We start from the raw sequence: 15,465 nt of genomic DNA, 5'->3' as shown, positions 1-15,465 counted from the left end.
TGGATCCAATCTTGAAAGGGGGGCTGGCGCAAAATCCACAGCTTATGTCGTGAATGACGAACTGAAAGAAACGCGCAAATGCGATATACTGGCCCCTGAAACGGAGAATTTACTATGGCGGATGGGCAAAATATGTCGGGGATTACCTTCACCTTGGACGGGCGCGAAGTGGTTGCGCAACCGGGCGAGAGCATCTGGGAAGTGGCAAAACGAGAGGGCACGCTGATCCCGCATCTGTGCCACAAGGATGTGCCCAATCTGCGGTCCGACGGGAATTGCCGTGCCTGTGTGGTTGAAATCGAAGGTGAGCGCACCCTGGCCGCGTCCTGCATCCGCACCCCCAGCGACGGCATGGTGGTGGTGACCGACAATGCCCGCGCCCGGTCTGCCCGCAAGATGGTGGTGGAGCTTCTGGTGGCTGACCAGCCTGAGGAACGCCACGATGCCAACGCGCATTTTTGGGATATGGCAGAGCTGAATGGCGTGACGCAAAGCCGTTTTCCGAAGCTGGAAGAGGGGCGGGTGCCGCTTCTGGATGACAGCCATGTGGCGATGTCGGTCAATCTTGATGCCTGTATTTCGTGCAACCTCTGTGTGCGGGCCTGTCGTGAAGTGCAGGTGAACGAGGTGATCGGCATGGGGGGGCGTGGTCACGACGCCTATCCGGTGTTTGATATCAACGACCCGATGGGTGCCTCGACCTGCGTGGCCTGCGGTGAATGTGTGCAGGCCTGCCCGACCGGTGCGCTGATGCCGGCCACGGTCAAGGACAGCTCGGATTTCGATAAAGAAGTCAAAACCATCTGCCCGTTCTGCGGCGTGGGCTGCCAGGTCAGCCTGAAGGTGAAGGACGACAAGGTGGTCTATGCCGAGGGCATCAATGGCCCCGCCAACGAAGGGCGTCTGTGTGTGAAAGGCCGGTTCGGCTTTGACTATATCAACCACCCCCATCGCCTGACCAAACCGCTTATTCGCAAAGATGGCGCCGAGAAGGGGCTGAATGTGGATCCGGCCAACCCGCTGACCCATTTCCGCGAAGCCAGCTGGGACGAGGCGCTGGATGTGGCTGCCAAGGGCTTGATGAAGCTGCGCGATGAGCATGGTGGCGAAGCCATTGCGGGCTTTGGGTCCGCCAAATGCACCAATGAAGAAGCCTATTTGTTCCAGCGGTTCATCCGCGAAGGGTTCCGCCACAATAACGTCGATCACTGCACCCGCCTGTGCCACGCCTCGTCGGTGTCGGCCCTGCTGGAGAATGTGGGTTCCGGTGCGGTGACCGCGTCGTTCAACGAAATTGAAAACGCCGATGTGGCGATTGTGATTGGCTCCAACCCGATCGAAAATCACCCGGTTGCAGCGACCTATTTCAAACAGTTCACCAAGCGTGGTGGCAAGCTGATCGTGATGGATCCGCGCGGCGTGGGCATGGGGCGCTATGCCACGCATCGCCTGCAGTTCAAGCCCGGCGCGGACGTGTCGATGCTCAATGCCATCATGCATGTGATCGCCGAGGAAGGCCTGCAAAACGATGCCTATATCGCTGAGCACACCGAGAACTGGGAGGCAATGCGCGAGCACCTCAAGGCGTTCTCGCCCGAGGAAATGGCCCCGATCTGCGGTATCTCTGCCGATGATCTGCGCGCCGCGGCCCGCACCTTTGCAGCCGGTAAGAACGGCATGATTTTCTGGGGGATGGGTGTCAGCCAGCATACCCACGGCACCGATAACTCTCGTTGCCTGATTTCACTGGCGCTGATGACGGGCAATGTGGGGCGTCCGGGCACGGGTCTGCACCCGCTGCGTGGCCAGAACAACGTTCAGGGCGCGTCGGATGCGGGTCTGATCCCGATGTTCTACCCCGATTACAAATCGGTGAAAGACCCTGAAATTCAGGCGCTTTACCGCGATGTCTGGGGGGTGGATGAGCTGAACCCCAACCCCGGCCTGACCGTGGTTGAGATCATGGATCAGGTCTATGATGGCAACATCAAGGGCATGTATATCCTCGGCGAAAACCCGGCCATGTCCGACCCGGATGTGAACCATGTGCGTGAAGCTCTGCGGCGGATGGAATTCCTTGTGTCGCAGGACATCTTCCTGACCGAAACCGCTTCTTACGCGGATGTGATCCTGCCCGCCGCCGCGCTGGCCGAGAAGCTGGGCACCGTGTCGAACACCAACCGCACGGTGCAGCTGACCCGCCCGGCCGTGCCGCCCGTGGGTGAGGCGCGTGAAGACTGGCGGATCACCGTGGATCTGGCCAAACGCATGGGGCTGAACTGGAATTTCGATCACCCGAGTGACGTGTTTGCCGAGATGAACCGCGTGATGCCCTCTCTGAACAACATCACCTGGGACCGTCTGGAGCGCGTTGACGCGGTGACCTATCCCTCGCTTTCGCCGGAAGATCCCGGTCAGGCGGTGGTGTTTGGCGACAGGTTTCCGCGCGAAAATGGCCGTGCCCGCTTTACGCCGGCTGCGATCTTGCCACCGGCTGAAACCCCGGATGCGGATTACCCGATGGTTCTGACCACCGGCCGTCAGTTGGAGCATTGGCACACCGGCTCAATGACCCGTCGCGCCACGGTTCTGGATGCAATTGAGCCAGAGGCAAACTGCTCTCTCAACCCGAAAACCCTGCGCGAAATGGGGGTGGAACCCGGTGACATGATCCGCCTGACCACCCGCCGTGGCACCATTGATGTGATGGCGCGGGCGGATTATGCGGTGGCTGAAAACATGGTGTTCCTGCCTTTTGCCTATGTTGAGGCGGCGGCCAATATTCTGACCAATCCGGCGCTGGATCCGTATGGCAAGATCGCTGAAATGAAATTCTCGGCCGTTCGGGTGGAGAAAATTGATCAGGGGATTGCGGCGGAGTAAATCCCCACATCATTGATAACACATAAAAATGCCCTGCGAGTTTCTGTGGGGTATTTTTATTTGAATTTATGAATGTGTTGAGGCTTATTTCCTGTTGAGGCGTTTCCAGTTATTTTTGATCACAGCAATAACTGGAAACGCTTTGAGTCCACAGAATGTGGGCTGTGGGGGCTTGGGTAGCAATCCAATGTAAACAGGAGTGGCTACCCTCATGGAGAAAGAAACAAACCCCATTTGCCACCCTGACGCAGGTGGCGTCAGTCGCGGCCCTTGCGCTGTCCCCGCAAGTGCTGCGCTGGCCTGATCGTACCAGACCGCGAATGAGCGCGACTACAACACTGTCTGCGAATATACCCGAAGCACAATGTGCGGGTGCGATCCGTATGGATGCGGATATCCCTGGTGTGGGCATGACGGACGGGTCGATGACCACCATGAGGCTGGCCCGTGCCGCTGAAGCGTTTCGGTTTTCACCTGAGGTCGGCAATACCGAACCGTTGTAACGGATGTCACTGAAATGGGCGTTTCAGGATAAACCTGTGTCTCGGGGGTCTCCTGAAACGCTTGGATGACTTCAGAAAACGGCTTACGGAAAACTGACTGCGGGATTACCCCCAGCGCACATTCCCGAGAAAGATATAGCCCGCGCCATAGATCGTTTTGATCAGGCGCGGGTTTTTGGGGTCTTCCTTCAGCTTGGTGCGCAGGCGCGAGATGCGCACATCCATGGCGCGATCAAAGCTTTCGCCGGCGACACCCCCCAGGCTTTCCTGCATCTGGGCGCGGGAAATCAATCGGTTCGGGGCGTCGAGGAACAGGCGCAGCACCTCACCCTCGGCATGTGAAAACGTCGTTTCAGCGCCACTTTCATCTTCCAGAACGTATCGGTCGAAATGCGCGGTCCAGCCATTGAAATGGGCGGTGTGCGATGCGGGGGCGCCGACTTTCTGGCTGCGCAGGCGGGCGCGTACACGGGCAACCACTTCTGCCGGTTCAAACGGTTTGATGATATAGTCATCCGCCCCGAGTTCCAGCCCGGTTATCTTGTCCTGCACCTGCACACGACCTGAAATGATGATGATCGAGGCGCCGGATTCCAAAGCCAGCCGGTGCACCAGCGTCAGCCCGTCCCGGTCCGGCAGACCCAGATCCACCAGGCAGACATCGGGCGCCATGGTGTTCAGGGCGGCTTCGAACTCGGTGGCGCGGGCAAAACTGGCGGTGCGAAACCCAGCATCTTCCAGCGCCTCCGACAACATCCGGCGGATTTCAGGTTCATCGTCCAGAATGGCGATCATCGGGCGATGGCTGGATGGTTGGGTCATGTGCGGACCTCCTGCGACAGGAACGTGGCGAGTTCCCCCTTGGTAAAGGGCTTATGTAGAACAGGAAAGCCCGCTTTTGCCCGTCTTGGGTCTTCTGACGGTAGGGAAGTCATTAGGAGTTTGGGAATATCCACCCCGGCGGCGTCCAATCCACGCAGGAATTCCGGCCCAGTCTGCGCCCCTTCGAGAATCACGTCGGACAGGATCAGGCCAATCCCCTCCAGTGTCATCAGCCCAAGCGCCTCCTCGGCGGAAACGGCTTCGATCACCTGATGCCCCATCTCGATCAGCATGGTGCGGACCGAGGCGCGGATGTCGGCATTGTCTTCGATCAGTAGGACCAGCCGCGGCGCGATCGGCCGGGCTGGTTTGCGCAGGGGCAGGCGGATGGTGACCACTGCGCCCCTGTCTGGCGCATTGGCGATTTTCAATTGGCCACCTGCCACCGTGGTCTGATCATAAACCATGGACAGGCCCAGCCCGGAGCCGTCCCCCCCTTTGGTGGTGAAAAACGGATCCATCGCCCGCTCCAGCGCCTCATCAGAAAATCCGGTGCCGGTGTCGCGCACCTGAAATTCGACCCATGTTTCGCGGATTGGTCTGGCCGACAGGGTGATCCGACCGGGGCCTGATCCGATGGCATGGGTGGCGTTGATGATCAGATTGAGCAGCCCATCCTGTACGGCGCCGGCATCCAGCACCACGGGATCTGCAAGGTTTTCTTGGGTGATCACCAGTTCCACCCCGTCGGGGAGCGTCGGTTTTGCCAATGTTTCCAGCCCTTTGAGGAGTTCCGGAATATCGGTTTGTTCGAAATGAATTTCGCGTTTGCCGGAAATTGACGCAATGCGTTCCAGGAGTGTGCCCCCCCGGCGCACGGCGGCGGTAGTGGCCTGCACCAGTTCTTTTGCGCTGTCGCCAATGTCCATTTGCCCCAGCCGGGATTGTAGCCCGAGGATAATGGTCAGCAGGTTGGAGAAATCATGGGCCACGCCAGAGGTGAGCTGTGCGGCCAGTTCACGTTTGTGGGTCTGGGCAAGTGCTGCGCGGGCCTGAGCCTCTTCGGTGATGTCCATGGACAGGATGTAGATCCCGGTGATCAGCCCGCTCTCCTCGTCCCGATCCGGGGTCAGAGCCACACGGATGCGCCGCCCGGACCCCTCGTGGCTGAATTCAAATACATTGGCCTCACCTTTGAAGGCTTTCTGAAAATAGGGCGAGATGCGTGCATAGGCTTCGCGGCCGAGGGCTTCGCTTGCGTGCAGGCCAAACAGGTCCGTGGGGCGGCCTGGGATCACCCGGCCCAGTCGGCGGTTCGAGAATGTGTAGGTCTGATCCAGGTCGATCCGCGCAATATGGGCGGGCATCATTTCGGCGGTCAGACGGGTGCGGCTTTCCATTTCCAGAAGCTCGCGCTTGGTTTCCTCCAGCGCCTTGTTGGTTGAGGCCAGGGCGCGGTTGGTCTGGGCCAGCTCTTCGGTATGTGAGAGCACCTGATCGGACAGTTCCTCGGAGCGCGCCCGCAGCAGGCGTTCCTGCCGCTTGATATGGGTGATGTCGGTATAGACCGTAACCCAGCCCCCCTGTGGCAGCGGGTTTCCTTCAACCGAGATCACCGAGCCATTGGCGCGGGTACGTTCGATGTAGTGCGGCACGAAGGCTTTGGCCTGCTCCACGCGGGCCAGAACAAAGGCGTCGATATTGCCGACAGCGCCGTAATCACCGCGCTCGGCAAGGTGGCGAATGGTTTCACCGAACTCGGCGCCTGCACGGACCAGCCGGTCGGGCAGATCGAACATATCCTGGAACTGGCGGTTGCCAATGACCAGCCGAAGCTCTCGATCATAGATGGAAAGCGCTTGCTGGATGAGGTTCAGCCCGGCCTGCGTCAGGGCGGTGGCTTCTTTGCTGTTTGGCATGAATTTCGGTCCCCTCTTTGTCTTCGCTATCACCGAACCCCCTTTCAGAAAAGGGGTTTGCTGCGGAAAAACCCTGCTTAATGAAGCTGTTACAATTCGTTAGGATTTGGAAAAAGTGGCGAAACCTTTGACGGCGAGATTTTTTCCGTCAGGGTTGTTGGCATAGATTCGTCTGCAACCGGGTCCGAGGAGAGGCCCTGACATTCGAAGTCGGACAGGCCGACGGTGGGAGGAAAATTTGGGACAAGAATTAGCCGCAGCTGGTGCATTCGCTTCCATTCCGGCGCTCCTTGCGCGGAACGTGAAGGAATTTGGAAATCGCCCGGCTTATCGGGAAAAGGAATTCGGGATCTGGCAAAGCTGGACCTGGGCGCAGGCCGCCGAAGAAATCCAGAACCTGGCCATGGGCCTGTTGGCGCTGGGGATTGAACGGGGCGACCATGTTGCCATTATCGGGCGCAACCGCCCTGCCCATTATTGGGGAATGGTTGCCGCGCAGAAAGTGGGCGCCGTGCCGGTGCCGCTTTATCAGGACGCTGTTGCCGAAGAAATGGAATATGTTCTGGAAAACTGCGGCGCACGTTTCGTGATCTGCGGTGACCAGGAACAGGTCGACAAGGTGATCGAGGTGCAGGAGAAGATCCATGGCATCGAACACGTCATCTATTTCGACAAGCGCGGTCTGCGCAAATACGATCACAGCCATCTGCACTGGTATCACGATATCCAGGAAGAAGGCCGTGTCGCACATGCGCGTTTCGAAGAAGAAATGGCCGCCCGCGAAGCTGAGCTGACCTATGACAGCACCTGCGTGATGCTTTACACCTCGGGCACGACCGGTCGCCCGAAAGGCGTGGTTCTGTCGAACCGGAACATCATTGAAAGCGCCAAGAACTCGTCCGAGTTCGACAATCTGGGCGGCAATGAAGATGTTCTGGCCTATCTTCCGATGGCATGGGTGGGGGACTTTATCTTCTCGCTGGGTCAGGCCATGTGGAGCGGCTTCTGTGTGAACTGCCCGGAAAGCGCTGACACGCTGATGTCGGATCTGCGCGAAATCGGACCGACCTATTATTTTGCCCCGCCGCGCGTGTTTGAAACCCAGCTGACCAATGTGATGATCCGCATGGAAGACAGTGGCGATCTTAAATACGCGCTGTTTCACCACTTCATGGACTTTGCCAAAAAGGGCGCGGGCGAGAAATACGGGATGCCCAAGCGCAAGGTGACCACCGAGAAAAAGACGCTGGAACAGAAGATCCGCCACGGGTTCCGCTATGCCATGGGCATTGGGTTTGCGGTGGAAACGCTGATTGAGAACACCATCCGTTTGGGCTTTGCCAAGCTGCGTCACCCGAAAGAAACCCGCAAGCATTTCAAGGCAAAAGACCCGATCGGTCTGAAACTCTATCGTGGCAAGCTGCAGGAATATTTCAAATATCGTTGCGGCGACGTGCTGGTTTATGGCCCGCTCAAAGATACGCTTGGCTTTGGCCGCATTCGTGTGGGCTACACTGCCGGTGAAGCAATTGGTCCTGAGATTTTCGAGTTCTATCGCTCGATGGGGATCAACCTGAAACAGCTTTACGGTCAGACCGAAGCCACCGTGTTCATCACCGTGCAGCCTGATGGCGAAGTGCGCAATGACACCGTGGGTGTGCCTGCTCCGGGTGTTGAAATCCGTCTGGCGGATAATGGTGAGATCTTCTACCGCTCGCCGGGGACGTTTGTGGAATATTACAACAACCCGGAATCGACCGCCGACACCAAGGATGCGGAAGGCTGGGTGGCCACGGGTGACGCTGGTTTCTTCGACAAGACGAACGGTCATCTGCGCATTATCGACCGCGCCAAGGATGTGGGCAAAATGGCCGATGGCCGGATGTTCGCGCCGAAATATGTTGAGAACAAACTGAAGTTCTACCCGGACATTCTGGAGGCGGTTGTCTTCGGCAATGACCGTGACATGTGCACGGCCTTCATCAACATCGACCTGACCGCCGTTGGCAACTGGGCCGAACGCAACAACGTGGCTTATGCCTCGTATCAGGAACTGGCCGGCCACCCCAAGGTGCTGTCGACCATTCAGGAGCATGTTGAAACGGTCAATAAATCCGTTGCTGAAGATGAGATGCTGTCGGGCTGTCAGATCCACCGCTTCCTGATCCTGCACAAGGAACTGGATGCAGATGACGGTGAGATGACCCGGACCCGGAAAGTGCGCCGCAAGATCGTCGAGGAGAAATACGCCCCGCTGATTGACGCGCTGTATGGCGGGAAATCCGAACAATATATCGAAACCGAGGTCACCTATGAGGACGGCCGCAAGGGTTCGATCAACGCCACCCTGGAAATCCGCGATGCGGTTGTGGTGGGTAACACTCAGGGGATGGCGGCAGAATGATGACCGATATGAACGCCGACAGCTACGTCACCGCAGACGGGCGCACCATTGGCCCCGTTGTCATGGATTTGAAGAATATCACGCTGCGTTTTGGTGGTGTGGTTGCGATCAAGGATATCAGCTTCAACATTCGTGAGGGCGAGATCCGCGCGATCATCGGTCCGAACGGGGCTGGCAAATCCTCGATGCTGAACGTGATCTCGGGATTTTATAAACCGCAGGAAGGCGAGGTTTGGTTCCGCGGCGCAAAACGCCCGCCGATGCGCCCCTATCAGGTGGCACAGCAGGGCCTGGCCCGGACCTTCCAGAACATCGCGCTGTTTGACGGCATGACCGTGCTGGACAACATCATGACCGGTCGCCTGAACAAGATGAACGCCAATATCTTTCAGCAGGCGATCTGGAAAGGCAAAGCCGAGAAGGAAGAGCTGGAAAACCGCGAAGCGTGCGAGAAAGTTATCGACTTTCTGGAAATTCAGCACATCCGCAAAACCCCGGTGGGGCGTCTGCCGTATGGTCTGAAAAAGCGGGTTGAGCTGGCGCGTGCGCTGGCGGCTGAACCGTCGCTGCTTCTGCTCGACGAACCGATGGCCGGCATGAACGTTGAGGAAAAAGAAGACATGTCCCGCTTCATCCTCGACATGAATGACGAGTTTGGCACCACCATCGCCCTGATCGAGCACGACATGGGCGTGGTTATGGACCTGTCCGACCGCGTGGTGGTCATGGACTATGGTAAGAAAATTGGGGACGGCACACCCGACGAGGTGCGCAACAACCAGGATGTGATCGACGCCTATCTCGGCGTGGCACACGATTAAGGGGGGAGACATGTCTGAACAATTGCTCTTTGCAGCGGAAGTCACCCTGAACGGCCTGATGGCCGGGGTTCTTTACGCACTCGTCGCACTGGGGTTTGTCTTGATTTTCAAGGCCTCCGGTATCTTCAACTATGCTCAGGGTGTGATGGCGCTGTTTGCGGCCATGACGCTGGTGGGTATTCAAAACGGTCAGATTCCGTTTTCGCACCTGATCAACGCCATCTTCGGCACTGAGGTCCACCACTTCCCGTGGCAGGTGCCTGCGATCATCGCGATCATCCTTGCCGCTGGCGTGATGGTTGGCTTTGCCTGGGTGGTGGAGCGTTACATCCTCAAACACCTTGTCGGCCAGCCTGACATCATCCTGTTCATGGCGACCATTGGTCTTGCCTATTTCATGGAAGGTTTCGGGGACATCATGTGGGGCTCTGAGATCAAGACGCTGGACGTGGGTCTGCCGACCGGTCTGAACGAGACTGTTCTGGATGCCACTGACAAGCTGTTTGGTTACGGGTTCTTCCTTGATAATCTAGACATCGTAGCCGCTGTGATTGCTGCCCTTCTGGTGGCTGCGCTGACTATCTTCTCGCAATACTCCAAACAGGGCCGTGCGCTGCGCGCCGTGGCAGATGATCACTCGGCCGCGCTGTCGGTTGGTATCTCGCTGCGCTTCATCTGGGTTCTGGTCTGGTCGATTGCAGGCTTTGTGGCGCTGGTCGCTGGTATCATGTGGGGCGCCAAGTCCGGTGTGCAGTTCTCGCTGTCGCTGATCGCGCTGAAGGCCCTGCCGGTTCTGATGCTGGGCGGATTCACCTCGATCCCGGGCGCCATTATCGGCGGTCTGATCATCGGTGTGGGTGAGCAGCTTTTCGAATTTGCCATTGGTCCGCTGATCGGTGGCGCGACGCAGAACTGGTTCGCCTACGTTCTTGCGCTCGTCTTCCTTATCTTCCGGCCGCAAGGCCTGTTCGGCGAAAAAATCATCGAAAGGGTCTGATCCATGTTTTACCGTGAAGCTGGTGATTTCAAAACATCCTACCAGGACGACAACCAGACCTTTCCGATCCGTCTGGACCGGGCTGGCTATTGGGTCGCAATGGCAGTTGCCTTCCTGATCATTCCGTTCATTGTGAATGATTACTGGGTCAACTCGATCTTTGCCCCCTTCTTCATCTACGCCATTGCGGCGCTGGGCCTGAACATCCTGACGGGCTATGCTGGTCAGGTGTCGCTGGGCACCGGGGGGTTCATGGCAGTGGGGGCTTACGCCGTCTATAAGCTGATGGTCGCCTTTCCAGAGATCAATATTGTGTTCCACGTGTTAATTGCTGGTGGCATCACCGCGGTTGTGGGTGTTCTGTTCGGCCTGCCGTCGCTGCGCATCAAGGGGTTCTACCTCGCTGTGGCCACGCTTGCCTCGCAGTTCTTCCTGGTGTGGCTCTTTAACAAGGTGCCGTGGTTCTACAACTACTCGGCATCGGGTCAGATCAACGCACCGGAACGCACCGTGTTTGGCATCATCGTAACCGGGCCCAATACCGACGCTTGGGCGAAATACCTGATTTGTCTGGTGTTCCTGGTGGCGCTGGCCTGGGTGGCCCGCAATCTGACGCGCGGCATGACCGGCCGGAAATGGATGGGCATTCGTGATATGGATATCGCGGCTGAGATCATCGGGGTGAACCCGCTGATGGCCAAGATGTCGGCCTTTGCGGTCAGCTCATTCTTCATCGGCGTGGCCGGGGCCCTGTTCTTCTCGGTCTACCTTGGCGCGGTTGAAGCAGGTGAGAGCTTCGGGATCTCCAAATCGTTCCTGATCCTCTTCATGATCATCATTGGTGGTCTGGGCTCGATCTTCGGGGCCTTTGCGGGTGCGGCCTTCATGGTGCTGATGCCGGTGCTTCTGAAGAACGTGCTGGTGGGTGGCCTCGGCTGGCCGACCGACCTGGCGGCGCATTTCGAATTCATGATCGTGGGGGGGCTGATCGTGTTCTTCCTGATCGTGGAACCGCATGGCCTGGCCCAACTGTGGCGCCTGACCAAAGAGAAACTGCGTCTGTGGCCATTCCCCCACTAATTGGGAACGGCCCCTGACGGGGAAAAAATTGGTCTTCCGGTTCATGAGGAGCGGACCGGACGACCGAAACCAAAGTGACCCATAACGGGCACGATATTTTTGCTAATCTAGGGAGGAAGCAAATGACCTTTAAGAAAGTTGCAGCGGCGTCGGTTGCCGCGCTGATGGTAGGCGCACCGGCGATGGCCGATCTCGTTTTCCCGTCGCTGAGCTATCGCACCGGCCCCTTTGCCGCTGGTGGTATTCCTTACGCCGACGGTTTTGCCGACTACATGACCCTGCTCAACGAGCGTGACGGTGGTGTGGGTGGCGTAAAGATCGCCGTGCCGGAATGTGAAACCGCTTACAACACCGAAAAAGGTGTGGAATGTTATGAATCGACCAAAGGCGAGGGCGCTCTTGCCTATAACCCGCTGTCGACCGGCATCACCTATCAGCTGATCCCGAAAGCGACCGCAGATGACATCCCGCTTTACACCCCGGGTTACGGTCGCACCTCGGCTGCCAACGGTAAAGTGTTCAGCCACGTGTTCAACTATCCGGCCAACTACTGGAACGGTGCCTCGGCTGCTGTGAACCACCTGCTGGACATCAATGGTGGAGACCTGAAGGGCAAGAAGGTCATCCTGCTGCACTTCAACGGCGCCTATGGTAAAGAGCCGATCCCGACCCTGACCAAGCTGGGCGAAAAACACGGCTTCGACTTCTCGGCCATCCCGGTTGACTATCCGGGTCAGGAACAGAAGTCGCAGTGGCTGCAGATCCGCCGTGAGCGTCCGGACTATGTTCTGTTCTGGGGCTGGGGCGTGATGAACCAGGTGGCCATTCAGGAAGCTGCCAACATCCGCTTCCCGCTGGAAAACATGATCGGTGTCTGGTGGTCGGGTGCTGAGCACGACGTGAAACCGGCTGGTGACGCTGCAAACGGCTACAAGGCTGTTGCCTTCCACGGTGTTGGCTCGGACTATCCTGTCTTTAGCGACATCCAGAAATATGTTGTGGACGCAGGCAAAGCCGCCGGTAACGGCGACAATGTCGGCACCGTGATCTACAACCGTGGCGTTTACGCTGCCATGATGCTGGCCGAAGCGGCCCGCAAAGCGCAGGAGATCCACGGTGTGAAAGACATCACCTCGGGTCAGATGCGTGATGGTCTGGAGCAGCTGGAAATCACCGATGCCCGCATGAAAGAGCTGGGCATGGAAGGCTTCGGCCCGGCATTCTCGGTATCGTGTGAAAACCACGGTGGCCCCGGTACTGCTGCGATCTCGCAGTGGGATGCGGGCAAAGGCACCTGGTCGCTGATCTCGGATTTCGGTCCGTCGGATATGGAAGTGATCCAGCCGCTGATCGATGCTGACTCACAAGCCTACGCTTCTGAAAACAACATCGCTGAGCGCTGCAACTAAGCTGCGATACGCGAGGGGTTCGGGCCATTTGGCCCGAACCATCCCACGAACGACTACGTTAAGGACGACCAATCATGCTGGACGCCGCGAAAGCAAAAGAGAACCTGCTCGAGGTCAACAATATCGAGGTGATCTACAATCACGTGATCCTCGTCCTGAAAGGTGTAAGCCTCTCGGTCCCGAAAGGGGGCATCACCGCGCTTCTGGGCGGGAACGGTGCAGGGAAGACCACCACGCTCAAAGCCATTTCCAACCTGTTGCAGGCCGAGCGGGGCGAGGTGACCAAGGGAACCATCGACCATATGGGCGAAAACATTGCCGAACTGAACCCGGCTGCGCTGGTGAAGCGCGGGGTTATTCAGGTGATGGAAGGCCGCCATTGTTTCGAACACCTGACAGTGGAAGAAAACCTTCTGACCGGGGCCTATACCCGCACGGATGGCCGCGCTGCCGTCGCAAAAGACCTGGAAATGGTCTATGAGTATTTCCCGCGCCTGGCTGAACGCCGCAAGTCCCAGGCCGGCTACACCTCCGGTGGGGAACAACAGATGGTGGCCATGGGCCGCGCAATGATGTCACGCCCGGAAATGATCTTGCTTGATGAGCCCTCGATGGGTCTTGCACCGCAGCTGGTGGAGCAGATTTTCGAGATCGTGAAACGTCTGAACGAAGAGCAGGGCACAACCTTCCTTCTGGCTGAACAGAACACCAACGTGGCGCTGCGTTATGCGCATTACGGTTACATTCTGGAAAATGGCCGCATCGTGATGGACGGTCCCGCTGCTGAACTGCGCGAAAACCCGGATGTGAAAGAATTCTATCTCGGTATGTCCGATGAAGGGCGCAAGAGCTTCCGCGACGTGCGCTCCTACCGCCGTCGTAAGCGTTGGCTGGCCTGATCGCCCCAACGCCACCTTTAAAGTTCCGTATCGCCGGTGGCTGCCGGCTCAGACAAGAGGTTTCACTCATGTCCAAGTATTTTGACGCGCTGGAAACCCGTTCCGCAGATGAACGCATCAGCGCATTGGCCGCTGCACTGCCCGCGCAGATCGCACGCGCACAGGCCCTCTCGGGCTATGGTGAAAGCCTCAAGGGGGTCGAAGCCGCTTCGGTCAAAACCCTGGCTGATCTGGCCTCGCTGCCGGTTCTGCGCAAGTCCGAGATCGGCAAGGCGCAGGCTGCAGATGGTCCTCTTGGCGGGTATGCTGCCCTGCCGACGCATAAGTTTGCCCATATCTTCCAATCGCCCGGACCGATCTATGAACCCGGTGGGGTCGGACATGATTGGTGGCGCATGGGGCGGTTCCTCAATGCCTGCGGCATCGGCGAAGGCGACATTGTGCAGAACTGTTTCGGCTACCACCTGACGCCTGCGGGCATGATCTTTGAAAATGGCGCGCGTGCCGTCGGGGCCGCTGTGGTGCCGGCTGGCGTGGGCCAGACCGAGCTTCAGGTGCGTGCCGCGGCCGATATTGGCACCACTGCCTATGCGGGCACGCCGGATTATCTGAAGATCATTCTTGACCGTGCCGATGCAGATGGGGTGAAGCTCAAGATCACCAAGGCCGCCGTGGGGGGCGGGGCACTGTTCCCGAGCCTGCGTCAGGAATACGCCGATCGCGGCATCACCTGCCTGCAAAGCTATGCCACTGCCGATCTGGGCAACGTGGCTTATGAAAGCGATGCGATGGAAGGCATGATTGTCGATGAGGGTGTGATTGTCGAGATTGTGCGCCCCGGCACCGGTGATCCCGTGGCTCCGGGAGAGGTGGGGGAAGTGGTGGTGACCACGCTCAACCCCGACTACCCGCTGATCCGCTTTGCCACCGGCGATCTGTCGGCGGTGATGGAAGGCGAAAGCCCCTGCGGTCGCACCAATATGCGTATCAAAGGCTGGATGGGGCGCGCTGATCAGACCGCCAAGATCAAAGGGATGTTCGTGCGCCCGGAACAGGTTGCCGATTTCGTGGCCAAGCATTCGGATGTTGCGAAAGCCCGCGTGATTGCCACCCGCGAGGGCGAGATGGATGCGATGACCGTGCAGGTGGAAACCGATGCCACCGACCCGGACCCGTTTGCCAAATCCGTGGCCGAGACACTGAAGCTGAAAGGCAAGGTCGAGATCGTCGCCCGGGGCAGCCTGCCCAATGATGGTGTCGTGATCGACGATCAGCGGGTCTACGACTGATTAACCGAGTTGGTATCTGCGGCTGCAGCCCTGACCGCATCCGCAGGACAAATCCCCGTCAGGTAACTTCTTCCTCCTGATGAACTGGGCCGAGCTTTGTCTCGGCCCTTTTTTTCATGAGGTGAGGTGGTTACTGGGGATCAGGTGTGTGGCGCTGCGGGTCGCGCTGGGGCGTGTCGCCGCGATCACGTGGATCGCGCGGTTCGGGGCAGGGATCCACCAAGGATCCATTGGCGTCATAATAAGCCGGCTCTGCACATTCCCCACCATCGGGGACACAGGCCGGCGGGGCCGCGGTTCCTGCAATCAGCACATATCCTTGTTCACATCCGATCGGCTCCCCTTGCTTGTTGAACACGGGATCCGCGCGAATGGGTTCCGGGGCGGGGGGGCCTGCGAACATGCGGCCATAAGGGCCACGACGCTCGCAAATGTGGAA

12 protein-coding genes are annotated in these 15,465 nt (G+C 58.4%); 9 read left to right on the top strand and 3 right to left on the bottom strand.

From position 1 onward, the window contains the following. Positions 1 to 114: 114 nt before the first annotated feature. Both fdhF and AKJ29_RS19545 read left to right on the top strand, forming a co-directional pair. Positions 115 to 2,883, top strand: coding sequence for a formate dehydrogenase subunit alpha (gene fdhF / locus AKJ29_RS16980; RefSeq protein WP_409360045.1), 2,769 nt, complete (start codon positions 115 to 117; stop codon positions 2,881 to 2,883). A gap of 320 nt (positions 2,884 to 3,203) precedes the next feature. Next, positions 3,204 to 3,386, top strand: coding sequence for a hypothetical protein (locus AKJ29_RS19545; protein WP_139231332.1), 183 nt, complete (start codon positions 3,204 to 3,206; stop codon positions 3,384 to 3,386). A 105-nt stretch (positions 3,387 to 3,491) separates the two neighbouring features. On the opposite strand, the gene AKJ29_RS16975 is transcribed toward AKJ29_RS19545, so the two are convergent. Then, a complete protein-coding gene (locus tag AKJ29_RS16975) occupies positions 3,492 to 4,208 on the bottom strand; it encodes a response regulator transcription factor (RefSeq protein ID WP_055192737.1) in 717 nt (238 codons plus the stop codon). Continuing rightward, positions 4,205 to 6,127, bottom strand: coding sequence for a hybrid sensor histidine kinase/response regulator (locus AKJ29_RS16970; RefSeq protein WP_055192736.1), 1,923 nt, complete (start codon positions 6,125 to 6,127; stop codon positions 4,205 to 4,207). The genes AKJ29_RS16975 and AKJ29_RS16970 overlap by 4 nt, the downstream gene beginning before the upstream one ends. A gap of 238 nt (positions 6,128 to 6,365) precedes the next feature. Here AKJ29_RS16970 and AKJ29_RS16965 point away from each other — a divergent pair, with 238 nt between their 5' ends. The 7 genes from AKJ29_RS16965 (at position 6,366) to AKJ29_RS16935 (ending at position 15,026) form a co-directional block, all read left to right on the top strand. Next, complete coding sequence (locus tag AKJ29_RS16965; RefSeq protein ID WP_055192735.1) at positions 6,366 to 8,531, top strand: AMP-binding protein; 2,166 nt, start codon at positions 6,366 to 6,368, stop codon at positions 8,529 to 8,531. After that, positions 8,531 to 9,352, top strand: a complete 822-nt coding sequence (locus AKJ29_RS16960) for an ABC transporter ATP-binding protein (RefSeq protein ID WP_055192734.1) — start codon at positions 8,531 to 8,533, stop codon at positions 9,350 to 9,352. The genes AKJ29_RS16965 and AKJ29_RS16960 overlap by 1 nt, the downstream gene beginning before the upstream one ends. Before the next feature lie 10 nt (positions 9,353 to 9,362). Beyond that, the gene (locus AKJ29_RS16955) at positions 9,363 to 10,349 is read left to right on the top strand and encodes a branched-chain amino acid ABC transporter permease (protein ID WP_055192733.1); all 987 of its coding nucleotides are present in this window, start codon (positions 9,363 to 9,365) and stop codon (positions 10,347 to 10,349) included. A 3-nt stretch (positions 10,350 to 10,352) separates the two neighbouring features. After that, positions 10,353 to 11,429 (top strand): branched-chain amino acid ABC transporter permease, encoded by a 1,077-nt coding sequence (locus AKJ29_RS16950; protein WP_055192732.1) that lies wholly within the window; start codon positions 10,353 to 10,355, stop codon positions 11,427 to 11,429. Positions 11,430 to 11,551: 122 nt separating this feature from the next. Beyond that, entirely contained in the window at positions 11,552 to 12,838 is a 1,287-nt protein-coding gene (locus tag AKJ29_RS16945) for an ABC transporter substrate-binding protein (protein ID WP_055192731.1), read from the top strand. Positions 12,839 to 12,912: 74 nt separating this feature from the next. Next, positions 12,913 to 13,737 carry an ABC transporter ATP-binding protein gene (locus AKJ29_RS16940; RefSeq protein ID WP_055192730.1) on the top strand — a complete coding sequence of 275 codons (825 nt, stop codon included), beginning with the start codon at positions 12,913 to 12,915 and terminating at the stop codon, positions 13,735 to 13,737. Between the two features lie 68 nt (positions 13,738 to 13,805). After that, the gene (locus AKJ29_RS16935) at positions 13,806 to 15,026 is read left to right on the top strand and encodes a phenylacetate--CoA ligase family protein (RefSeq protein ID WP_055192729.1); all 1,221 of its coding nucleotides are present in this window, start codon (positions 13,806 to 13,808) and stop codon (positions 15,024 to 15,026) included. Positions 15,027 to 15,156: 130 nt separating this feature from the next. Here AKJ29_RS16935 and AKJ29_RS16930 read toward each other — a convergent pair whose 3' ends face one another. Beyond that, positions 15,157 to 15,429 carry a hypothetical protein gene (locus AKJ29_RS16930; protein WP_055192728.1) on the bottom strand — a complete coding sequence of 91 codons (273 nt, stop codon included), beginning with the start codon at positions 15,427 to 15,429 and terminating at the stop codon, positions 15,157 to 15,159. Positions 15,430 to 15,465 lie beyond the last annotated feature (36 nt).

It is taken from the genome of Aliiroseovarius crassostreae, assembly GCF_001307765.1.
GTDB classification, from domain to species: Bacteria; Pseudomonadota; Alphaproteobacteria; order Rhodobacterales; family Rhodobacteraceae; genus Aliiroseovarius; species Aliiroseovarius crassostreae.
This window is presented reverse-complemented; position numbering and strand designations above follow the sequence as displayed.

Bases quoted from the DNA above. Each gene is read 5' to 3' on its own strand.
- AKJ29_RS16955 (WP_055192733.1), top strand. From the start codon at position 9,363: ATGTCTGAACAATTGCTCTTTGCAGCGGAAGTCACCCTGAACGGCCTG.
- AKJ29_RS16975 (WP_055192737.1), bottom strand. From the start codon at position 4,208: ATGACCCAACCATCCAGCCATCGCCCGATGATCGCCATTCTGGACGAT.
- AKJ29_RS16940 (WP_055192730.1), top strand. From the start codon at position 12,913: ATGCTGGACGCCGCGAAAGCAAAAGAGAACCTGCTCGAGGTCAACAAT.
- AKJ29_RS16935 (WP_055192729.1), top strand. From the start codon at position 13,806: ATGTCCAAGTATTTTGACGCGCTGGAAACCCGTTCCGCAGATGAACGC.
- AKJ29_RS16950 (WP_055192732.1), top strand. From the start codon at position 10,353: ATGTTTTACCGTGAAGCTGGTGATTTCAAAACATCCTACCAGGACGAC.
- AKJ29_RS16930 (WP_055192728.1), bottom strand. From the start codon at position 15,429: ATGTTCGCAGGCCCCCCCGCCCCGGAACCCATTCGCGCGGATCCCGTG.
- AKJ29_RS19545 (WP_139231332.1), top strand. From the start codon at position 3,204: ATGAGCGCGACTACAACACTGTCTGCGAATATACCCGAAGCACAATGT.
- AKJ29_RS16960 (WP_055192734.1), top strand. From the start codon at position 8,531: ATGACCGATATGAACGCCGACAGCTACGTCACCGCAGACGGGCGCACC.
- fdhF (WP_409360045.1), top strand. From the start codon at position 115: ATGGCGGATGGGCAAAATATGTCGGGGATTACCTTCACCTTGGACGGG.
- AKJ29_RS16970 (WP_055192736.1), bottom strand. From the start codon at position 6,127: ATGCCAAACAGCAAAGAAGCCACCGCCCTGACGCAGGCCGGGCTGAAC.
- AKJ29_RS16945 (WP_055192731.1), top strand. From the start codon at position 11,552: ATGACCTTTAAGAAAGTTGCAGCGGCGTCGGTTGCCGCGCTGATGGTA.